This window comes from Ancylobacter vacuolatus, from assembly GCF_030813595.1.
Taxonomy (GTDB): domain Bacteria; phylum Pseudomonadota; class Alphaproteobacteria; order Rhizobiales; family Xanthobacteraceae; genus Ancylobacter; species Ancylobacter vacuolatus.
On record NZ_JAUSUH010000008.1, the window covers coordinates 27,656 to 49,356 of the forward strand.

Annotated in this window: 18 protein-coding genes; 6 read left to right on the plus strand and 12 right to left on the minus strand. The window is 68.1% G+C overall.

Translation table 11 applies throughout. The features are described 5' to 3' along the window. Positions 1–17 precede the first annotated feature (17 nt). The 4 genes from J2S76_RS16415 to zapE form a co-directional block, all read right to left on the minus strand. Positions 18–2,999 carry a 2-oxoglutarate dehydrogenase E1 component gene (locus J2S76_RS16415; protein ID WP_307062049.1) on the minus strand — a complete coding sequence of 994 codons (2,982 nt, stop codon included), beginning with the start codon at positions 2,997–2,999 and terminating at the stop codon, positions 18–20. A gap of 328 nt (positions 3,000–3,327) precedes the next feature. Beyond that, positions 3,328–4,293, minus strand: coding sequence for a malate dehydrogenase (gene mdh, locus J2S76_RS16420; protein WP_307062051.1), 966 nt, complete (start codon positions 4,291–4,293; stop codon positions 3,328–3,330). Positions 4,294–4,471: 178 nt separating this feature from the next. Continuing rightward, positions 4,472–5,194 (minus strand): DUF1003 domain-containing protein, encoded by a 723-nt coding sequence (locus tag J2S76_RS16425; protein WP_307062052.1) that lies wholly within the window; start codon positions 5,192–5,194, stop codon positions 4,472–4,474. A 98-nt stretch (positions 5,195–5,292) separates the two neighbouring features. Next, positions 5,293–6,513: a cell division protein ZapE gene (gene zapE, locus J2S76_RS16430; protein ID WP_307062054.1), complete on the minus strand. Its 1,221-nt coding sequence runs from the start codon at positions 6,511–6,513 to the stop codon at positions 5,293–5,295. Between the two features lie 356 nt (positions 6,514–6,869). On the opposite strand from zapE, the gene J2S76_RS16435 reads away from it, so the two are divergent. The 4 genes from J2S76_RS16435 (at position 6,870) to J2S76_RS16450 (ending at position 12,045) form a co-directional block, all read left to right on the plus strand. Further along, complete coding sequence (locus J2S76_RS16435) at positions 6,870–7,709, plus strand: trypsin-like peptidase domain-containing protein (protein ID WP_307062055.1); 840 nt, start codon at positions 6,870–6,872, stop codon at positions 7,707–7,709. 228 nt (positions 7,710–7,937) lie between these two features. Continuing rightward, positions 7,938–8,588, plus strand: coding sequence for a GNAT family N-acetyltransferase (locus J2S76_RS16440; RefSeq protein ID WP_307062057.1), 651 nt, complete (start codon positions 7,938–7,940; stop codon positions 8,586–8,588). 132 nt (positions 8,589–8,720) lie between these two features. After that, complete coding sequence (locus tag J2S76_RS16445) at positions 8,721–11,300, plus strand: DUF3772 domain-containing protein (protein ID WP_307062059.1); 2,580 nt, start codon at positions 8,721–8,723, stop codon at positions 11,298–11,300. A 115-nt stretch (positions 11,301–11,415) separates the two neighbouring features. Next, positions 11,416–12,045 carry a CAP domain-containing protein gene (locus tag J2S76_RS16450; RefSeq protein ID WP_307062061.1) on the plus strand — a complete coding sequence of 210 codons (630 nt, stop codon included), beginning with the start codon at positions 11,416–11,418 and terminating at the stop codon, positions 12,043–12,045. A 51-nt stretch (positions 12,046–12,096) separates the two neighbouring features. On the opposite strand, the gene J2S76_RS16455 is transcribed toward J2S76_RS16450, so the two are convergent. Then, positions 12,097–13,224 (minus strand): CobW family GTP-binding protein, encoded by a 1,128-nt coding sequence (locus J2S76_RS16455; RefSeq protein ID WP_307062063.1) that lies wholly within the window; start codon positions 13,222–13,224, stop codon positions 12,097–12,099. A 64-nt stretch (positions 13,225–13,288) separates the two neighbouring features. Continuing rightward, a complete protein-coding gene (locus J2S76_RS16460; protein ID WP_307062354.1) occupies positions 13,289–14,695 on the minus strand; it encodes a D-alanyl-D-alanine carboxypeptidase family protein in 1,407 nt (468 codons plus the stop codon). A 200-nt stretch (positions 14,696–14,895) separates the two neighbouring features. Here J2S76_RS16460 and hisE point away from each other — a divergent pair, with 200 nt between their 5' ends. Further along, positions 14,896–15,333, plus strand: coding sequence for a phosphoribosyl-ATP diphosphatase (hisE, locus tag J2S76_RS16465; protein WP_307062064.1), 438 nt, complete (start codon positions 14,896–14,898; stop codon positions 15,331–15,333). A gap of 57 nt (positions 15,334–15,390) precedes the next feature. Continuing rightward, entirely contained in the window at positions 15,391–15,972 is a 582-nt protein-coding gene (locus tag J2S76_RS16470) for a YqaA family protein (protein ID WP_307062066.1), read from the plus strand. 3 nt (positions 15,973–15,975) lie between these two features. On the opposite strand, the gene cysW is transcribed toward J2S76_RS16470, so the two are convergent. The 6 genes from cysW to J2S76_RS16500 all read right to left on the minus strand — a co-directional run bounded on the left by cysW (position 15,976) and on the right by J2S76_RS16500 (position 21,701). Beyond that, complete coding sequence (cysW, locus tag J2S76_RS16475; RefSeq protein ID WP_307062068.1) at positions 15,976–16,812, minus strand: sulfate ABC transporter permease subunit CysW; 837 nt, start codon at positions 16,810–16,812, stop codon at positions 15,976–15,978. Further along, entirely contained in the window at positions 16,809–17,618 is an 810-nt protein-coding gene (gene cysT / locus J2S76_RS16480; RefSeq protein ID WP_307062356.1) for a sulfate ABC transporter permease subunit CysT, read from the minus strand. The genes cysW and cysT overlap by 4 nt, the downstream gene beginning before the upstream one ends. 230 nt (positions 17,619–17,848) lie before the next feature. Continuing rightward, positions 17,849–18,871 (minus strand): sulfate ABC transporter substrate-binding protein, encoded by a 1,023-nt coding sequence (locus J2S76_RS16485; RefSeq protein ID WP_307062070.1) that lies wholly within the window; start codon positions 18,869–18,871, stop codon positions 17,849–17,851. Between the two features lie 517 nt (positions 18,872–19,388). After that, positions 19,389–20,462, minus strand: a complete 1,074-nt coding sequence (locus J2S76_RS16490; protein WP_307062072.1) for a 2,3-butanediol dehydrogenase — start codon at positions 20,460–20,462, stop codon at positions 19,389–19,391. Between the two features lie 72 nt (positions 20,463–20,534). Continuing rightward, positions 20,535–20,891, minus strand: a complete 357-nt coding sequence (locus J2S76_RS16495; protein ID WP_307062074.1) for a carboxymuconolactone decarboxylase family protein — start codon at positions 20,889–20,891, stop codon at positions 20,535–20,537. 9 nt (positions 20,892–20,900) lie between these two features. Continuing rightward, positions 20,901–21,701, minus strand: a complete 801-nt coding sequence (locus J2S76_RS16500; protein WP_307062076.1) for a glucose 1-dehydrogenase — start codon at positions 21,699–21,701, stop codon at positions 20,901–20,903.

The following is a 21,701-nucleotide window of genomic DNA, read 5'->3' on the forward strand; positions in this document are numbered from 1 at the left end:
GCGGATAGTCGCGATGCTCAGCCCAGGGCGTCCTGCAGGAACGCCTTGAGCTGCGCGAGATGCTTGGACATCAGCCCCGTCGCCGTGGCGGCGGAGGCCGGGCGGCCGGTGTAGCGCGGCCGCGAGGAGGCGGAGCCGGCCTGTTCCAGCACCCATTCGAGATAGGGCTGCACGAAGGCCCAGCCGCCCTGGTTCTTCGGCTCTTCCTGGCACCAGACGATTTCCGCCTGCTTGAAGCGGCCGATTTCCTGCGCCAGCGTCTTGAGCGGGAAGGGGAAGAGCTGTTCGACGCGCATCAAATAGATGTCGTCCAGCCCCCGGCGCTCGCGCTCCTCATAGAGGTCGTAATAGACCTTGCCCGAGCACAGCACGACACGGCGGATCTCGCTGTCCGGCTTCAGCGTCACCGCCTCGGCCGGCAGGGCGGCGGCGAAGTTGCGGTCGGCATCGTCCCACAGCACGCGGTGGAAGGTGGTCTGCGGCCCAAACTCCGCCAGCGTCGAGACGGCGCGCTTGTGGCGCAGCAGGCTCTTCGGCGTCATCAGGATCAGCGGCTTGCGGAAGTCGCGCTTGAGCTGGCGGCGCAGGGCGTGGAAATAGTTCGCCGGCGTCGTCAGGTTGGCGACCTGCATGTTGTCCTCGGCGCACATCTGCAGATAGCGCTCCAGACGGGCGGAGGAATGCTCCGGCCCCTGGCCCTCATAGCCATGCGGCAGCAGGCAGACCAGGCCGGACATGCGCAGCCATTTGCGCTCGCCGGAGGAGAGGAACTGGTCGAAGATCACCTGCGCGCCATTGGCGAAGTCGCCGAACTGGGCTTCCCACATGGTCAGCGCGTTCGGCTCGGAGAGCGAGTAGCCATACTCAAAACCGAGCACGGCCTCTTCCGAGAGCATCGAGTTAATGACCTCGTAATGCGCCTGCCCTTCCCGCACATGGTTGAACGGGGTGTGGCGCTCCTCGGTCTCCTGGTCGATCAGCACCGAATGGCGCTGCGAGAAGGTGCCGCGCTCGCTGTCCTGGCCGGACAGGCGCACCGGATGGCCGTCCAGCAGCAGCGAGGAGAAGGCCAGCGCCTCCGCCGTCGACCAGTCGATGCCGGCGCCGTCGTCAAGGATCGCCTTGCGGCGGGCGTCGAGGAAGCGCTGGATGGTGCGGTGGACGTGGAAGCCTTCCGGCACGGTGGTGATGCGGGTGCCGATCTCGCGCAGCTCGTCGAAATCGACGCCGGTGACGCCGCGGCGCGGATCGTCCTCGGCGGCGGCGGCCTTCAGCCCGGCCCAGCGGCCGTCGAGCCAGTCGGCCTTGTTCGGCTTGTAGGCCTGGCCGGCCTCATATTCGATGTCGAGCTTCGAGCGCCATTCGGCGCGCATGCCGTCGATCTCGCCCGGCGCGATCACGCCCTCGGCTTCCAGCTTGCGCGAATACAGCTCCAGCGTGGAGGGGTGCTGCTTGATGAGCTTGTACATCAAGGGCTGGGTGAAGGCGGGTTCGTCGCCCTCATTATGGCCGAAGCGGCGGTAGCAGAACATGTCCACCACGACAGGCTTGCGGAAGCGCTGGCGGAATTCGGTGGCGATCTTGGCGGCGAAGGTCACGGCCTCGGGGTCGTCGCCATTCACGTGGAAGATCGGCGCCTCGATGGTCTTGGCGACATCCGACGGGTAGGGCGAGGAACGCGAGAAGCGCGGATAGGTGGTGAAGCCGATCTGGTTGTTGATGATGAAGTGGATCGAGCCGCCGGTGCGGTGTCCCTTCAGTCCCGACAGGCCGAGGCATTCGGCCACCACGCCCTGGCCGGCGAAGGCGGCGTCGCCATGCAGCAGCAGCGGCATCACCTGGGTGCGCTCGGCGTCGTGCAGCAAATCCTGCTTGGCGCGCGACTTGCCCAGCACCACCGGGTCGACGATTTCCAGATGCGAGGGATTGGCGGTCAGCGACAGGTGGACCTGGTTGCCGTCGAACTCGCGGTCGGAGGAGGCGCCGAGATGGTACTTCACATCGCCGGAGCCCTCGACCTCGTCGGGCGCCCAGGAGCCGCCCTTGAACTCGTGGAACAGCGCGCGGTGCGGCTTGCCCATCACTTGCGTCAGCACGTTCAGCCGGCCGCGATGGGCCATGCCGAGCACGATTTCCTTCACGCCGAGATTGCCGCCGCGCTTGATGATCTGCTCCAGCGCCGGGATCAGGCTCTCCGCGCCGTCAAGGCCGAAGCGCTTGGTGCCGGTGTAGCGGACATCGAGGAACTTCTCGAAGCCCTCGGCCTCCACCAGCTTGTTGAGGATGGCGCGCTTGCCCTCGCGGGTGAAGGTGATTTCCTTGTCCGGGCCTTCGATCCGCTCCTGGATCCACGCCTTCTCCTCGGGGGAGGAGATGTGCATGAACTCGACGCCGAGCGTGGCGCAATAGGTGCGCTGGAGGATGGCGACCATCTGGCGGACGGTGGCGAACTCCAGGCCCAGCACATGGTCGATGAAAATCGGCCGGTCGAGATCAGCCTCGCGGAAGCCATAGGAGGCGGGGTCGAGCTCGGGCGCGGCGCGCACCGGCTCAAGACCCAGCGGGTCGAGCTTGGCGTGCAGATGGCCGCGCATGCGGTAGGCGCGGATCATCATCAGCGCCTTGACGGAATCGCGGGTGGCCTGCTGGACATCGGCGCTGGACAGCTCGACGCCGGCCTTCTGAGCCTTCTCGCTCGCCTTGGCCTCGACCTTGCGGCCGATCGCCTTCTCCACCTCGATCCACTGCCCGTCCATCGCCGAGACGAGCTCGCCATTGGCGTGGATCGGCCAGCCCTCCTTCTTCCAGGAGGCGCCACGGGCGCTCTTCTCGACATCGGCCGGGGCGTCCTTCAGCCCGGCGAAGAAGGCCTGCCACTCGGCGTCCACCGAGTTGGGGTCGGCCTCATAGCGGGCATAGAGGTCCTCGATCCAGGCCGCATTGGCTCCGTAGAGGAAGGAGGTATTGAGGAAGGTCTCGTTCACGTCCGCGCGCGACATCGTCGGCTCCTGGGGGACCGTTCGGGTCCGGTGGCAGTGCTTTCTTGCCGAAGAGCGCCCGAGGCCGGTGCCCCGGGCTCACTGCGGTGCTCCGCAACGCGAAGCGAAAGTCGGGTAGGCTTTATATAGGTCGCGTATTCACCTCGGGAATGCCGCAGGAATGCGGCACGGCGATGCGAAAATGCGTGACCTCAAGCATAAGCAATACCGGGACCGGCCTGCCCGGCACCAGCGGCGGGACCCTCCCGCCGCCCATAATCGGCCCGAAGGCCGTTCACGTCCTCGCGACAGGGGCGCCGGGGCGCCCGCGCCGGAGGCCGGGCATCGATCAGGCGCCGAGATCGGGGGCGATCTTCTGGCACTCGCCGACCAGTTCCTTCACCGAGGCGACCGACTTGTCGAGCATGGCGCGCTCATTGGCATCCAGCTCGATTTCGACAATCCGCTCGACGCCATTGGCGCCGATGATGACCGGTACGCCGAGATAGAGGTCGTCAATGCCGTACTGGCCGGTGAGATAGGCGGCGCAGGGCAGCAGGCGCTTCTTGTCGCGGAGATAGGAGGTGGCCATCTCGATCGCCGAGGCCGCCGGGGCGTAGAAGGCCGAGCCGGTCTTCAGCAGGTTGACGATCTCGCCGCCGCCCTTGCGGGTGCGGTCGACGATGGCGTCCACCTTCTCCTGGCTGGTCCAGCCCATCTTGACGAGGTCCGGCAGCGGGATGCCGGCGACGCCGGAATAGCGCACCAGCGGCACCATGTCGTCGCCATGGCCGCCCAGCACGAAGGCGGTGACGTCTTCCACCGACACGTCGAACTCGTCGGCGAGGAAATAGCGGAAGCGGGCGGAATCGAGCACGCCGGCCATGCCCACCACCTTGTGGGTGGGAAGGCCCGAGGCCTTCTGCAGCGCCCACACCATGGCGTCGAGCGGGTTGGTGACACAGATGACGAAGGCGTCGGGGGCATGCTGCTTGATGCCGGCGCCGACCTGTTCCATCACCTTGAGATTGATGCCGAGAAGATCGGAGCGGCTCATGCCGGGCTTGCGCGGCACGCCGGCGGTCACGATCACCACATCGGCGCCGGCAATGCCCTCATAGCCATTGGCGCCGACGAGTGCGGCGTCGAAGCCGAGGACCGGAGAGGCTTCGGCAATGTCGAGGCTCTTGCCCTGCGGGATACCTTCCGCCACGTCGAAAAGCACGACGTCGCCGAGTTCCTTGAGGCCGGCGAGAAGGGCGAGAGTACCGCCAATCTGGCCTGCCCCGATCAGTGCAATCTTTGCTCGAGCCATGAGATTTCCTGACTTTCCGAGGGGAGGGTGCGGCGCTCCGCCGCGCCGGGGTTCCGATAGACCTTATCGCTGCGTGGTTCAAGCGAGGAAGGCCGTTGAGGTAAATACGCCCGAGTACAACTTTCGGACCAAGTACTGGTATACGAAATACCTGCCAGCGACGGGGGCGGGTGATGTTCTAGCGGCGCCGACTGGCGAGATCTTCCATGAGTTCGATCTGGATTGCCTGGATTTCCGCCAGGCGCTCCCATTGCCGCGTGAGCATGTGGTCGATCTTCTCGTGCAGATGGCGGATTTCCAGCTCGGCCTTCAGATTGACGCGGTAGTCATTCTCCGAGCGTCGCCGGTCCTTCGCCTCCTGACGTTTCTGGCTCATCATGATGACGGGCGCTTGAAGGGCGGCGACGCAGGACAGCACCAGGTTCAGCAGGATGAACGGGTAGGGGTCGAAAGCGCCCATCAGCCCGGCGATGTTCAGCGCCATCCAGAGATTGATGAACACCATGAACGAGATGATGAAGGTCCAGCTGCCGCCGAAGGAGGCGATGGCGTCGGCGGCGCGCTCGCCGAAGGTGCGCCCGAGCTCGATCTCGTCCTCGATATTCTCGGTGAGGATGTCGTTGGCCGCGAGGCTGGCGATGACGTCGTGGTCAAGCTCGCTGAGGTCGCCGCGCTCGGCCTTCAGCGTGGCAGCGATATAGGCGCTGCGCTCCTTCGCCAGCGCCTTGCGCGAGATATAGGCATCGGGCGCGATGTCGGGATGCAGCGCCCTTATGTGGTCGGCAAGGCCCGGCCGCAGCATGTCGAGGCGCAGGCCATCGCGCGCGGAAACGATCTCGCCGGTGAGGGCGCAGCTGTGATGCGGGGGGTGTTCGTGCGAGTGGGGGGCGTGCGTGCTCATGCGGAAGCCTTCCCGGGCGGGGTATTTCGCGGTGAGGCGCCCGCCGGGCGGGCGTCCTTGGCATGCGGTAAGGGCCGGGCCGCCATGCAGCGCTTCCTTCAGGTCTCGACGAGGCCGGTCGTGTTGCCGCTGGCGTGCGAATCGCCACGCCCATGCGGGCGGGCGATATAGTCGTCGGAGCGCATCTCGTGCAGGCGCGAAACGGTGCGCGCCCATTCAAAGGCTTCCGCGCCCTCGGTGCCGAGGTAGAGTTGCTCGGGCTCGGCGGGGGCGGAGGCGACCACCTTCACGCCCTTCTCATACAGCTCGTCGATCAGCGTGATGAAGCGCTTGGCCTCGTTGCGCGTGTCCTGGTCGAGCTGGGGAATATGGTCGATGACCAGCGTGTGGTAGGTCCGCGCCAGGCGCAGATAGTCGGTGGCGCCCAGCGGCACGCCGCACAGATCGGCGAAGGTGAAGCGGGCGCCGCCGCCGCCGGCGCGCGGCACCGGGATGGTCCGCGCGCCTGACGTGACACGGGCGGGGGCGCCGCCGTCAATGCCGGCGATGCGGTGCCAGACCTTGTCCATCTCGCGGTCGATATCGGCCATGGTCTCGTGCGCCGCCGGCACATACCAGGTGCGGGCGCCGCCGAGCTTTTCCATCCGGTAGTCGGTGGGCGATTCGATCCGCACCACTTCCATGTGCTGCTCGATCATGGCGATGAACGGCAGGAACAGCGCCCGGTTGAGGCCGCCCTTATAGAGATCGTCCGGGGCGACATTGGAGGTGGCGACGATGACCACGCCGAGATCGAACAGTTTTTCGAACAGGCGGCCGAGGATCATCGCGTCGGCGATGTCGGTGACGTGGAACTCGTCGAAGCACAAGAGCCACGCTTCCTCATAGAGCGCGGCGGCGACCGGGGCGATGGGGTCGCCGTCCTTCAGTCGGCCTTCCTTCATGTCCTTGCGCACCTGGAAGATGCGGGCGTGGACATCGGCCATGAATTCGTGGAAATGCGCCCGCCGCTTGCGCTTGCGCACCGCCACGCTCTCATAGAACAGGTCGACCAGCATGGTCTTGCCGCGCCCGACGGCGCCATGGATGTAAAGGCCGCGCACCCGGGGAATGCTGTCCTCGCGCCGCGCGAACAGCCAGCCCAGCGCCGAGGATTTGCGGGCGAGGCGGCGGGAGGCGATTCGCTGCTCCAGGCTCGCCAGCGCCCCGACCACCCGGGCCTGGCCGGCATCGGGCGTGATGTCGCCGGCCGCCATGCGGGCGACATATCGTGCGGCGAGCACCGAGCCGCCGGCTTCCGCCGCCACCATTTCCGCCATATTGGGGCACCCCGCAATGTTGCAGCGCACGCTTATCGTTAGCCGGCCGTTGCGGCAAGGGTTGCGAAAGACTACCGTTGCGAAAGGCAAGCGTTGCGCAAGCCTAGCCAAGGAAAGACAGCTCCCCCCGCCTCGGCCGCGTGGCACTGAGGAACGGCGCCAGTGCGCGGCTCATCCCCGCAAAATGCATGGCAGGGCGGCGGGAACCGATGGGCGGTTCGCGCGTTATTTCTGGTTTGCCTTGACCCGCTCACATTTCTCCCCCCACACTCGCCGCGCTTCTCCAGACGGGTGAGACCGGAATGCGGGTGCGGGGCTTTGGCGATTCTGGCGGAAAGGCCCCGGTTGGGCGGGCCGTGACCGTGGCGTTTACCGTGGCCTGCGGGATCGGCGTGTGCGGCGCGCCAGCGGCGGCGGCGGAGCGCAACGCCTCGACCTCGGCCAGCCTGCCCTCCTCCGCCATCATCATCGATCGCGATGACCGTCTTTCCCGCGACGACTATTCCCGCACCTTCGGCCTGACACCGGCCGCTATGGCCTCGCGCTTCGGCGCGACCGGCCTGGTGCGCTGCGGCTCGGCCGTGGGCACCGGCCAGCTGGTGGGCGCCAACAACGTGCTGGTGACGGCCTCGCATGTGCTGTTCACCCCGGGCGGCGAGCCGCGCGGGCGGGGCGCAGACTGCACCTTCGAGATCACCGCCGGCGGTAGCCGGCAGAAGGTTTCGGTCGATGTCGACAAGGTGGTGTGCGGCGCCCGCGAGCCCTATGGCCAGCCGGCGGTGAAGGATTGGGCGGTGGTGCCGCTCGCCGGAGCGGTGAAGGGCGTGAAGCCCTATATGCCCGGCACGATGCAGGTGCCGGGCAATATCGTGCTGGCGGCGGCGGCGCGGAGCGGCGGCCAGGAATATTATTCGCTGCAGAACTGCCAGGCCCGCAAGGTGACGACCACGGCGTCGAGCGGCCTGCGGGAAGTCGCGATCGACTGTGACGCCGAGGGCGGCGTCTCCGGCGCGGCGATGCTGTCGCCGGACGGGGCGTTCCTGGGCGTCTATGTCGGCTTCCGCTCGGCCCATCCCGGCAAGGTCGGCCCGTTCTCGATGAGCCATTATAATTTCGGCCTGTCGGCCGATGGCGCCCTGCGCGAGGCGATCACCGAGGTGGTGACGCGGGCCCGCACGCTGAGCGCCAGCCGCTAGGCCCCACTCTCTGGCGCCGGCGGGAGAGACGGCCCACGCTGGTGGCACGCGCAGGCTCGCGTCATCTGCGGCCCTACGCATTGGCGCATCGCCGGCGGCGGCGTAGACTGGCGCCGGCTCGCCGAGGCCGCATGCGAGCCATGCAGATGCAGGAGTTGTCTCGTTGTGCGGTGCGCATATTTATGCTGCGCCGCAATAATAATCCGCGGTCCCGTCGAGGCCGAGCCCATGACACCGTCCGCCGCCCCTTCATCTGCCGCGCCGCAGGCGCCGCATGCCCCACCGTCCCCCGCGATGGCGCGGCTGCCCGGCAGCATCCGCAAGCTGGTGCCGGCGGAACGCGAGGCGATACTGGCGCATCTGCTGCGGCTCGATCCGCTGAGCCGCTTCATGCGCTTCGGCGGCGTGGTTTCCGACAACGCGCTGGCCCGCCATGCGACCCGCCTTGTCTCCGGCGAGGCGAGTGCCATCGGTTATTTCGTCGAGGGCGATTTGCGGGCGGTGGCGGAGCTGCACCCGCTCGGCACGCGCCCGGGTAAGCCGGCGGCGGCCGAGGCGGCGTTCAGCGTCGAGCGCCCCTGGCAGGGCAAGGGCATCGGCTCGGCGCTGATGAAGCATCTGGTGCTGCTGGCGCAGAATCGCGGCATCGAGGAATTGCAGGTGGTGTTCCTGCCCAATAACGGGCCGATGCGGAACCTCGCCGTGCACCACGCGGCCGATCTCCAGCTCGACGACGAGGAGATGGTCGGGCGCATGCGCGCCCCGCGCGCCACCTTCTTCTCGCAGGCCCGCGAATTCATCGGCGACATCTTCGCCGTCTTCTCCTCCGCCGCCGACCTGCAGGAGCGGATGCTGCCGCCGCATCTGCGGGGCAACTGACGCGCAGACCTGCCTCGGCAGGAGCGGGCCGTGGCCCCCGGCCGTGCCCCCCCCGCCTCGACCCGTGGCCTTGACTTGGCCTTGATCGGGACTGAGAGAGGTCGGCCACTGGCTCCAATCCGCCCCGGCACGATGTATTCCACCTCACTCTTCCCGTCTTTCCCGCCCCGCCCCGCCGCGCTGTCCGCCTTCCGGTGGACCGGCCGCCTGCTGGCGGGCGTCGCGCCGGTGCTTTGGGCGGTGCTCATGGCGCTGGCCCTGCTGCTCAGCGCGGGTGCCGGCTTCGCGCAGATACCGCCGGAACAGCTGCAGGTGCAGCAGAAGCTGGAGGGCCAGCGCGCCATCGTCGACGGCGTCGAGGCGGCGCTGGGGCGCGACGGGCTTCGCTCGATCGACCTCGACGATCTGCGCAATCGGCTGGACCCGGTGCGGACCGACCTGACCGCCGGCATCGCCCTGCTGGAGCCGCTGCTGGCGAACTTCAATCACCGGGTGAAGGAAATCGGCCCCAAGCCGGCCGAGGACGCCCCGCCGGAAGACGCCTCCATCACCTCCGAGCGCGACGCGCTGACCGCCCGCGCCACCGAGCTCGACGCGGTGCTCAAGCAGGCGAAGCTGCTGAAGGTGCGGGCCGACCAGCTTTCCGACCGCATCACCAGCCGGCGCCGCGCGCTGTTTACCGACACGCTGCTGGCGCGCTCCTACAGCATTTTCGATCCCTCGCTCTGGATGCAGGCCGCCGCCGCCGTGCCGGTGGAGCTGCGCGGCATCAACTATTTGCTGAGCGACTGGGCGGCCTATGCCAATGCGCGCATGCCGTTTCTCGGGCAGGTGGCGGTGGCCTTCGGCGCGCTGGTGATCGTCGCGCTGATCTTCCTGGCGCGCAGCATACTCGCCCGGCCGCTGCACCGCGCGGAGCTTGGCGCGGAGGGCGAGCCGCTCTCGCGCCTGCGGGCGAGCGGGCTTTCGGCGCTGGTGGCCCTGCTGCGCATGGCGGCGGCGCCGGCGGCGGTCACCGCCGTGCTGGCATTGCTGAACAGTTTCGACCTGCTGCCGCCCCGGGTGAACGAGATCGCGCAGGGCGTTCTGCTCGCCGTCTTCATCGTCGCCGTCGGGCGAGGTCTGCTCGACGGCGCGCTGGCGCCGGGGGAGCCGCAGCGCCGCGTGGTGCCGCTCTCGGACGACATGGTGCGGCTGATCTACAGCCACGCCTCGGTAGGCCTGTGGATTCTCGGCACCTCGGCGATGCTCGGCGCCGTGCACCGCGCGCTGGTGGCGCCGGTGCCGCTCTCGGTGGCGACCAGCGCAACGATGGCGCTGTGCCTCGTCCTGGTGGCCTCGCGCAGTATGCGCGCCCTCAATGCCCTGTCCGGCGACAGCGACGAGGACGAAGGCAAGGCGCCGGACGGCAAGGCTATCGACGGCAAGGCGCCAGATGGCAAGATGTCGGACGGCAAGGTTTCGGACGGCAAGGCCGAGGATGGCCGTGACGCCCGCTCGCCCACCCTGCTCAACTGGATCAAGTTTCCCTTCTGGGTGCTGAACCTCGCCGTGCTCGGGGCGCTGATCACCGGCTATGTCAGCATCGCCTCCTTCCTGTCCTCGCGCACGCTGGTCGGCGTGGTGATGGCGGGGGCGCTCTATCTCGTCGTGGCGCTGATCAATGCGCTGTTCGTCGATTCCCTCACCGCCGGCCCGAAGGCGCGCCACGCGGCGAAGGCGCTCGGCATCCGGCCGGCGAGCCTCGAACTGCTGTCGGTGCTGATTGCCGGCGTGCTGAAGGCGGTGGCGATCATCGGCATCGTCATTGTCGTGGTCGGCACCTTCGGCACCTCCACCTCGGATTTCGCCGATCTGGCGAGCCGCGTCACCCTCGGCTTCACCATCGGCAATTCGACGGTCGCTATCGGCGACATATTGAGCGCGCTGCTGTTCCTGGTGATCGGCATCGTCATCGCCCGCGCGGTGCAGCGCTGGTTCGCGGTGGCGATCCTGCCGAAGACCGCCTTCGACCAGGGCCTGCAGAACTCCATCGCCACGATTATCGGCTATATCGGCTCGATCACCGTGATCGCGATGGCGATGGGGCAGCTGGGGCTGAACCTCGAAAACATCGCGTTGGTCGCCGGTGCGCTCTCGGTCGGTATCGGCTTCGGCCTGCAATCTATCGTCTCGAACTTCGTCTCCGGGCTGATCCTGCTGGCCGAGCGGCCGATACGGGTCGGCGACACCATTTCGGTGAAGGGCGAGGAGGGCTATGTGCGCCGCATCAGCGTGCGCGCGACCGAGATCGAGACCTTCGACCGCGCGGCGGTGCTGATCCCCAATTCAGATCTCATCACCGGCATGGTGAAGAACTTCACCCATGCCAACACCACCGGCCGGGTGATCGTGGCGGTGAACGTCGCCTATGACGCGGATGCCGACGAGGTGCGCGACATCCTGATCGGCTGCGCCTGCGACCATCCACAGGTGCTGCGCTCGCCGCCGCCGCGGGTGTTCCTGATGGCGTTCGGCGACAGCTACCTGAAGTTCGAGCTGCGCTGCGTGGTGGCGAATGTCGACTATGCGCTCACCGTAAAGAGCGACCTGCATTTCGCCGTGCTCGACCGGCTGAAGACCGCGAAGATCGGCATTCCCTACACGCCGTGGAGCATCTATCGCGGCGGGCGGATCGGCGAGGAGCCGCCGGCCGGGGATGAGGGCGGCTAGGCATTTTCACTGAACTCGGCGTCATCGGACCCGCGCGTTAGAGATTGGTTTACCGATCCGGGCGGATTCAATCGTTCCCGGACCTTCCCGTCTCCGCGCCCCTTGAGAGTGTCGCATGTCCACCTTCCTGCTGAAGCGCCTTGCCGGTCTGCTGCTGGTGCCCCTGATGCTCGCGGCCTGCGCCGCCGGGCCGACCACGGCGCCGGTGGACGAGACCTTCTATGCCAACATCGCCAAGGGCGGCGCGCTCGACCCGCAGGCGGCGGCCGCGCTGATCAGCGACTACCGGCGCGGGCGCGGCCTGCCGGCCGTCACCATCGACCCGGTGCTGATGAATGTCGCCGAGCGTCAGGCCAAGTCCATGGCGGCGGCGGACCAGCTCTCGCACAATATTGGCGGACGCGGGCTGACCACGCGGCTGAAGGCGGCCGGGTTCAGCGGGCTGAAGGCGGCGGAGAATGTCGGCGCCGGCTATCACACGCTGGCCGAGGCGTTCTCCGGCTGGCGGGATTCGCCCTCGCACAACAAGAACATGCTGCTGCCGGGCGCCACCCGCCTCGGCATCGCCGCCGTGCGCTCCCCGCGCAGCAAGTACAGCGTCTACTGGGCGATGGTGATCGCGGTGCCGGACCCGAAGGCCGAGGCGGCCGAGGCGGCGGCGAACCCGGCCGGCGCAACCGCCGGCGCCCCGGCGGCGGGCGGCACGCAGGTGCTGCTCAACGGCGCGCCGCTGCCGTCTCAATAGGCCGCCAAGGCGCGGTGCGCCCCGCGCCGGCGCGGGGCCGGCGCTCGCGGCTCAGCGCCGCAGCGTATGCGGCGCGAGCGGATTGTCGGTCATAGCGACGCGGTCGGGCTGGCCGATGGCGGGCAGGCCCATGAAGGCGTCGAACAGCCGGCGAATCACCGCTGGCTCGACATCGCGCACAATCATCACCAGGCGGGTGCGCCGGTCGTCATCCGGCCAGGCGGCAAGCTGGCTCGGCGGGTGCAGCACATGCTGGACGCCGTGCAGCACCAGCGGGTGCTCGGGGTCCTCGGCCAGCTTCACAATGCCCTTGAGCCGCAAGAGCTTGGGCCCATGCGTGCCGCGCACCAGCTCCAGGAACATGTCGATGGCGGCGGCGGAGACCGGCGCCTCGGTGGCCACGGTGAAGGCGCGGATGCGCTCGTCATGGCGGTTCTCGTCATGGACGTGGGCGCGCCCGGCTTCCTCCGCCGCGCTCACCGCCTCGTCGGCCAGCCAGCGTGACACGTCGGGAATCTTGGTGGCGGGATCATAGAGCCCGGCGCCGAGCAGCGCGGACGGTGTCGCCTCGCCCTTGGCGGCATCGAGCACTGGCGCGCCGGGCGCGAGCCGGGCGAGGCGCTGGCGCAGCGCGGCGAGGTTGGCGCTCCGCTCGGGCGTATCGACCAGATCGGTCTTGGTGAGCACGATGCGATCGGAAATCGCCGCCTGCCGCACCGATTCCGGGTGCGCGTCGAGCGTGCCGAGGCCGTTCACCGCGTCGACCACGGTGACGACACCATCGAGCCGGAAGCGCATCAGCAGATAGGGATGCATCATCAAGACGTGCAGGATCGGCGCCGGATCGGCGAGGCCGGTGGTCTCGATCACCACCCGGCGGAAAGGCGGGATGACGCCATTGTCCATGCGCCGCAGCAACTGCTCCAGGCCCTCGGACAGGTCGCCGCGAATGGTGCAGCACAGGCAGCCGGAGGCGAGCAGCACGGTGGCGTCGTCGAAATGCTGGACCAGGAGATGGTCGAGCCCGATCTCGCCGAACTCGTTGATCAACACGGCGGTGTCGGCCATGTCCGGCTGCTGCAGCAGCGTGTTGAGCAGCGTCGTCTTGCCGGCGCCGAGAAAGCCGGTGAGCAGCGTGACCGGAAGCGGTTCCGGGGGGAGGCGGGTCGCCTCGCTCATGAGCGAAATCCTGTTCGGCGCGGCACGCGGCGCCGCGCTCGCGCGAGGCTGCGGCGCCCGCAGGCTATTGCGGTGGCGGAGGAACGGCGAGATTGGCCGGCGCGGCACCCGGCCCGGGGGCGGGCTTTGCCGCCGGCTTGGCGGCGGGTTTGGTGGCCGGCTTGGCGCCCGGCTGGGCCTGCGCGGTCGCGGGCTTCGGCTTGGGCTTGGGCTTGGGCTTCGGCGCCGCCTCTGGCGCGACGGCCTGAGGAGCACCTCCGGCCGCCTCGGTCGTGGGCGCCGCGTCGGGATTGCCGGTGTCGATGACCGCCGTGGTAGGCCCCTTCTTGCCCGCGGGCTTCTTGGCGACGGGCTTCTTCGGTGCCGGCGGCGGCGGATAGGCGGCGGCGAGCGCCTCGGCGCTGGGGAACGGCCCGACGAACACCTCGACCGGCGGCATGGAGGGCGGCAGCTTCTGCAGCAGGCTGGCACCGGTCACGGTGCCGTCGAGCCGGGCCATGCCGGCGGCGACATAGCCGGTGGGCGCCGGGCCGCTGTCGTCATCGGCTTCGGAGGCGGTGTTCTTGCGCTTGCCGCCGCACACCTGCTCCCGCATGTCGGTTGGCGGGCCGCTCTCGTTGCGCAGCGAGTCGACCGAGGGGGCGAGCGAGCCGAACACGTTGCCGGACTGCTGGAAACCGCGCTCCAGCAGCAGGGCGGCCTGCTCGGTGCGGGCCTTGCCGGATTCGGTGCCGAGCACGACGACGAGAAGATGCCGGTTGCCGCGGGTGGCGCTGGCCACCAGGTTGAAGCCGGAGGCGCAGATGAAGCCGGTCTTCATGCCGTCGGCGCCGGGATAGCGGTCGATCAGCTTGTTGTAGCTGCGGATCACCGCCGGGCCGATCTTGATCGCCGGAATGCGGAACAGGTCGGCCTGTTCGGGGAAATTGAGGAAAATCGCGCGGGAGAGAATGGCGAGGTCGCGCGCGGTCGACACCTGTGCCGGGTCGGGCAGGCCGTTCGGGTTGGCGTAATGGGTGCCGGTCATGCCGAGTTCGGCGGCGGTGGCGTTCATCTCGTCGATGAAGGCCGGCAGGTTGCCGCTGACGCCTTCGGCCAGCACCACGGCGATGTCATTGGCCGACTTCACCAGCATCATCTTCAGCGCATTGTCGACCGTCACCTGCGTGCCGGCCTTGAAGCCCATCTTGGAGGGCTTCTGCGTCGTCGCGAAGTCGGAAACGGTGATCAGCGTCTCCGGTGTCAGCCGGCCGGCGCGGATGGCCTTGAAGGTGACATAGGCGGTCATCAGCTTGGTGACGGAGGCGGGATACCAGGGCTTGGTGGCGTCTTCCGCCAGCAGCACCTTGCCGCTGTCGACCTCGATGACCAGCGCCGGGGTGGCGCGCGCCGCCAGCGGGGCGAGCAGCGCGGCACTGACAAGCCCGGCCACGAGCCAGGCGCGGCGGGGGCGGAACAGGGAAAGGTTCAGCACGCTTCCAATATCCGTTTCTGACCGGGGCGGCGGGCCGGCCCGGCCCGATGGGGCATTTCGCCCCTTGCATAACCCGAACCCTGCGGCGGCGCAAAAATAAACCCCGGCCACCGGATCACACCGGCGCCATCCGATCGGCGATCCGCCGCACAGGGTTCATGTAAATGGCTCTAGAATCCACGCATGAGTGATTCGGCATGAGTGATTCGATCCGCCGCCTGCACGCCGCCGTGACCGCGACCCAGAAGGGCGCCAACCCTTCGGCGCGGACCCAGAAGCTGTTCCGCAAGGGCCGGGCGGCGATGGCGAAGAAGGTGGCCGAGGAGGCGGTGGAGGTAGCGCTCGACGCCGTGGTCGGCGACCGCGCCGCCACCGTGCGCGAGAGCGCCGATCTTCTCTACAATCTGGTCGTGCTGTGGGTGGAACTCGGCATTGAGCCCGACGATGTGTGGGCGGAGATGCGCCGGCGCGAGAAACTGCTCGGCATGGCCGAGAAGATGCCCAAGCGCCGGGGCAGGGCCGGCAAGGAAGCGCCGCTCTTCGAGGCAGGGGTGGCCGCCCGACCGCTTTTGTGGGACATCGCCGAAGGTGCCGGCGTCGCTCCTCTTCCCGACCTGCCGCGCCGGCGCCCCTAGAGCACGTCCGGTGAAAGCCGGTTCACCGGAATCCACTTCGCTCCGTCAGGTCCTTGCATGCTGCGCCGCCTCTACCAATGGGTGATCGACCTCGCGGAGCGGCGTTCCGCGCCCTGGGCGCTGGCCGCCGTGTCTTTTGCCGAAAGCTCGTTCTTCCCGGTGCCGCCGGATGTGATGCTGGTGCCGATGTGCCTCGCGCGCCCGGCTCGCGCCTGGTGGTACGCGACCATCTGCACGCTCGCCTCGGTGGTCGGCGGGCTAGCCGGCTACGCCATCGGCGCGCTGCTCTATGAGTCGCTCGGCCTGTTCCTGATCCAGCTCTATGGCTACGGCGCCCGGGTGGATGCCTTCACCGAGGCTTATCAGCGCTATGGCCACTGGATCATTCTCATCAAGGGACTGACCCCGATCCCCTACAAGGTGGTGACGATCACCTCGGGCTTCGCCCATTACAGCCTGTTCTGGTTCGTCGTGCTCTCGGTCATCACCCGGGGGCTGCGCTTCTTCATGGTGGCGGGGCTGCTGTATTGGATCGGCCCCTCGGCGCGCACCTTCATCGAGGAACGGCTCGGCCTGGTGACGGCGGCGTTCGCCGTGCTGGTGGTCGGCGGGGTTCTGGCGGCGGTGTACCTATTCTGAGCGTCAGTGCCGCCCGCCGCTGCGGCCGAGGCGCGCTTCCAGCAGCGTCTTCGCCAGCAGGGTGACGATGGCGAGCAGGGCCAGCAGCGAGGCCACCGCGAAGGACGCCTGGAACTGGTACTCGTTGTAGAGAATCTCGACCTGCAGCGGGATGGTGTTGGTCTCGCCGCGCACATGGCCCGAGACCACCGAGACGGCGCCGAACTCGCCCATGGCGCGGGCATTGCACAGCAGCACGCCATAGAGCAGCGCCCATTTGATGTTGGGCAGGGTGACGCGCGAGAACACCCGCCAGCCGCCGGCGCCGAGCGTGACCGCCGCCTCCTCCTCTGTCGTGCCCTGTTCCTGCATCAGCGGAATGAGTTCGCGCGCCACGAAGGGGAAGGTGACGAAGATCGTCGCCAGCGTGATGCCGGGCCAGGAGAAGATGATCTTCCAGCCATTGTCGATCAGCCAGGGGCCGAAATAGCCCTGGGCGCCGAACAGCAGCACGAAGACGAGGCCGGCGACGACCGGGGACACCGAGAAGGGCAGGTCGATCAGGGTGATGAGGAAGCTCTTGCCTGGGAATTCGAACTTGGTGATGGCCCAGGCCATGACGAGGCCCATGACGGTGTTGGCGGTGAGCGACAGCGCCGTGACCAGAAGAGTGAGGCGCACCGCCGCCAGCGCGTCGGGCTCGACCAGGGCGTCGAGATAGGCGTGCCAGCCCTTGGAAAAGGCTTGGGCGAAGACATTGACCAGTGGCAGCAGGATGAACAGGCCGATGATGAGGACCGCGAGGCCGATGAGGATGCCGCGCACCAGCGCGGGCTCGTCGCGGATGGGTGCGGCGCTCATGCCAGCCTCCCGGTGCGGCTCTGCGACCAGCGCTGCAGGCCGTTGACGACAAAGAGCAGCAGGAAGGACGCCACCAGCATCGTCGCCGCAATCGCGGTGGCGTCGGCGTAGCGGAACTCTTCCAGCCGGATGACGATGAGCAGCGGCGCGATCTCCGACACGTTCGGCAGGTTGCCGGCGATGAAGATCACCGAGCCATATTCGCCGACCGCCCGGGCGAAGGCGAGGGCGAAGCCGGTGAGGAAGGCCGGCAGCACCGCCGGGGCGATGACCCGGCGCACCGTGGTCCAGCGCCCGGCGCCGAGCGTGGCGGCGGCTTCCTCCAGATCGTGGTCGAGGTCCTCCAGCACCGGCTGGACGGTGCGGACGACGAAGGGCAAGCCTATGAAAATCAACGCGATCAGGATGCCGAGCGGGGTGAAGGCGACCTTGATGCCGAGCGGGGCGAGCAGGCCGCCGATCCAGCCATTCTCGGCATAAAGCGTGGTGAGCGCGATGCCGGCCACCGCGGTGGGCAGGGCGAAGGGAATGTCGATCAGCGCGTCGAGCACCCGTCGGCCGGGGAAATCATAGCGCACCAGCACCCAGACGATGATGCCGCCCAGCACGAGGTTGATGCTCGCGGCGGCGAGCGACAGGCCGAAGGAAATCTTCAGCGCGTTCAACGTTCTAGGCGCGGTGAGAATGGCGAGGATCCGGTCCGGCGACAGTTCCGCCGTCTTCAGGAACAGTGCCGCCAGCGGGATGAGTACCACCAGCGACAGCCACAGCAGGGTCAGCCCGAGGGTGAGGCCGAAGCCGGGGATGACGCCCTGCACCCGCCCGGCGAGGGGCGGGGGCAGGCTGCCGACAAGGGTGGTCCTATCCAGCGTCGTCTCGCTCAAGGCTTCGCTCCGGGAGGGGTGGTCACGGCGAAGGCCGTGCCTTGCGGCACGGCCCGGGGAGGGTCAAAAGCAGTGGCCGATGAGGCCGATGAGGTGGACAGTGAGGCCGATCGGACCGATGAGGCCGATGCGACCGGGCCTGCCGGCCGGCCTCAGTTGGAATAGATCTGGTCGAATACCCCGCCATCGGCGAAATGGGTCTGCTGTGCCTTGCGCCAGCCGCCAAAGGCCGGATCGTCAATGGTCACGAGCTCGACTTTGGGGAACACCTTCTCATAGGCCTTGGCCACCTCGGGGTCACGCGGGCGGTAGAAATTCTCCGCCGCCAGCTTCTGGCCGTCCTTGCTGTAGAGCAGCTTGAGATAGGCATCAGCGACCGCGCGGGTGCCCTTGCGATCGACATTCTTGTCCACCACCGCCACCGGCGGTTCGGCGAGGATGGAGAGCGAGGGCACGACGATGTCGAACTTGTCGTCGCCGAACTCCTTCTTCGACAGGAACGCCTCGTTCTCCCAGGCCAGCAGCACATCGCCGACGCCGCGCTCGGTGAAGGTGACGGTGGAGCCGCGCGCGCCGGTGTCGAGCACCGGGACATGCTTGTAGAGCTCGCCGACGAACGCCTTCGCCTTGGCCTCGTCGCCGCCATTCTGCTTGAGCGCATAGGCCCAGGCGGCGAGATAGTTCCAGCGGGCGCCGCCCGAGGTCTTCGGGTTGGGGGTGATGACCTGCACGCCGGGCTTGGCGAGGTCGTTCCAGTCCTTGATGCCCTTCGGGTTGCCCTTGCGCACCAGGAACACAATGGTCGAGGTGTAGGGCGAGGCATTGTCCGGCAGGCGCTTCTGCCAGTCCTTGGCGAGGAAGCCCTTATCGGCGATGGCGTCGATGTCATAGGCCAGCGCCAGGGTGACGACATCGGCATCGAGGCCGTCGATCACCGAGCGGGCCTGCTTGCCCGAGCCGCCATGCGAGGTCTTGATCTCGACGCTCTTGCCGGTCTCGGCCTTGTAGCGCTCGGCGAACAGCTTGTTGAACTGGGAATAGAGCTCGCGGGTGGGGTCGTAGGAGACGTTGAGCAGCGTCACGTCGGCGGCGCGGGCGACGGGCGCGGTGGCGAGGGGCGCCGCCAGCGCGGCGATCAGCGCGACGGCAGCCACGGGCTTGAAAGAAAACGACATGGGCAGTCTCCCCGGCAGCGCGGTGGCGCTGGTGAATGTGATGGGGAGAGGTTTTCACAGACAGCGCCGGTGGTCAACTCTAATTCTACCGAATTAATAGGAAATAGAGAGCAATCTCGGCTGCAACGTGGATTTTGTCGCGCCGGCTGTTCAAGCCCGCTCGCCGGGGCGCGGCATTGCGGCCTTATGGGGCCTGCCTCACACCCGGGGATGAGCGGGAACTGAACGCGTCGTCCCGGACGTGCCGGTGGCATGATCGGGGAGCGCGCGCCGGCCGGGGCGGAACGCGAGCCCGGCTCTCGCGGGCGCCACCCCTCCCTCATGGCCGGGCTTGACCCGGCCACCCAGTCCTCAGGCCGGGCTCGAACGGAAAGGCTGGGTCCCCCCGGTCGAGCCCGGGGATGAAGGGTTGGTGGAGGGGAGGAACGGGGTGCGCGATAGCTGGGTCCCCGGGTCACGCCCGGGGATGAGGGAGTGCAGGGTGGGGATGAGGGGCGGCGATGAGGGACCGGCCCTGTCAGGCGAGGTCGATCAGGATCTTCAGCTCGGTGCCGGCGGGGCTCAGCAATTGCTCGAATCCTTCCGCCACCACATCGTCCAGCCGGATGCGGCGCGTGACCACCTTTTCCGCCGGCAGCAGCCCCGAGCCGATCAGCGCGGCGACGCGCGGCCACATCAGCGTCGAGTAGCACCACGACCCGCGCAGATCGATATCCTTGAAGGTGAGGGTGAAGCCGTCCACCGCCGGCTTGCCGACATGCAGCCCCACCTGCACCACCACGCCCTGGCGGCGCACCGCCTCGATGCAGGTGGCGGTGGCGGCTTCCGCGCCGACGCATTCCAGCGCCACGTCGACCCCGACATGGCCCTCCGTCTGATCGCGGATCGCCTCCACCACATTGTCGGTCTTCGGGTTGAGGGTGATGACGTCGGGCAGCACGGCGCGGGCCATTTTGAGCCGGTTGTCATTGGTGTCGGACAGGAAGATGGTGGTGGCGCCCGCCGCCCGCGCCGCGAGAATCTGCAGCTGGCCGATCGGCCCAGCGCCGGTGACCAGCACGGAGGAGCCCGGCCGCACCCCGCCGCGCTCGGCGGCATAGACCACCACGGCGGTGGGCTCGATCAGCGCCGCCTGCGCGTCCGACACGCTGTCGGGCATGGCGAACACGTTGTAATCATTGACGACGGAATATTCCGCCATGCCGCCCCATGGCCACATCAGCCCGACAATGCCGAGCTTGTCCGACAGCTGGTGGAGGCCCCGCCTTCCGTAATGATCGTCGCGCGGCGAGATCAGAGGCTGGATCGAGACGCGGTCGCCGGGCGCGACATTCGTTACCTCGGCACCCACGGCGATGACGGTGCCGCCATATTCGTGGCCCAGCGTCTGCGGCAGCTGGGCGCCGGTGTAGGGATGCGGCGCGGTGGGGATGAAGATCGGGCCGGCGGCGTATTCGTGCAGGTCGGTGCCGCAGATGCCGCAGAAGCGGTTCTTCACCAGCACGTCGCGCGGGCCGAGCCGGGCACGGTCCGGCTCCGGCACCTCGTCGATGCGTACATCGCGCTTGCCGTGGAAGCGGGCGGCTTTCATGGGAATGTCCTCATTTCGGGAGAAAGGGGGCAGGGGGCCGCGTCAGGGTTTGCCGCGTCAGGGCTTGCCGCGTCAGGGTTTGGGCGCGGCCAGCGCGTCGAAGGCTTCCAGCGCCCGGCTGGCATAGACGGCGGAGGGGCCGCCGCCCATTTCCAGCGCGACGGCCAGCACCTCGACCAGTTCCTCGCGGCTTGCGCCGTGGCTGGCGGCGTTGGCGACGTGGAACAGGATGCAGTCGGCGCAGCCCTGATGCACGGCGATGGCCACCGCGATCAGTTCCTTCGTCGCCGCGCTGAGCGCGCCGCGGCGGGAAGCCTCGCCCATGAGCGAGCGGAAGGCGCCCATCGGTCCCGGGGCCGCCTTGGCCAGCGCGGAAAAGCGCCGGTTCATGTCCTTGAGCTGGTCTTGGATGCTCTCATTGCTTGCCATGGCCGTTCCTCAGATGAAGACCATGCCGCCGTCCACCATCAGGGACTGGCCGGTCATGAAGTCGGAATCGGACGAGGCGAGGTAGCGGGCGACACCGACGAGGTCCGCCGGCTGCGAGGCCCGGCCCAGAACGGCGGTGGCAGCGAAGCTGTCGAACGCCTCGTTCTCCTTCGTGGTGAGCTTGTTGTCGCGAAAACCCTTGTCGATCACGTCCCACATCGGCGTGGCGACGACGCCGGGGCAGAAGCAGTTGGCGGTGATGCCTTCCTTGCCGAAGGCGCGCGCCGCCGCCTGGGTCATCGCCACCACGGCGAATTTCGAGGCGCAGTAATGGGCCAGCGGCTCATAGCCCTGCTTGGCGGCGATGGAGGCGGTGTTGACGATCTTGCCGCCGCCACCGAGGCCCGAAGCTGCCTGGCGTTGAAAGGTCTTCACCGCCTCCTGCATGCCGATGAGCACGCCGAGCGCGTTGACATCGGTGACGAGGCGCCAGTCTTCCTCGGTGATGTCGAGGAAGGGCCGGGTCTGGGCGATGCCGGCATTGTTGAACAGGACGTCGACGCGGCCGAAGGCCTCCGCCGCCTTGTCCAGCATGGCGCGAACCTGCGCCCGCTCGCGCACATCCACCGCGACGCCGATGGCCTTGCCGCCCGCCGTGGCGATCTCGCCCGCCAGATTGTCGGCGGCCGCTTGCGAGAGGTCGGCGACGGTGATGGCGGCGCCGTCGGCGGCCAGCGCCCGGGCGATCGCGGCGCCGATGCCGCCGGTGGCGCCTGTGATGACGATGCTCTTGTTGGTGAGTTTGGACAT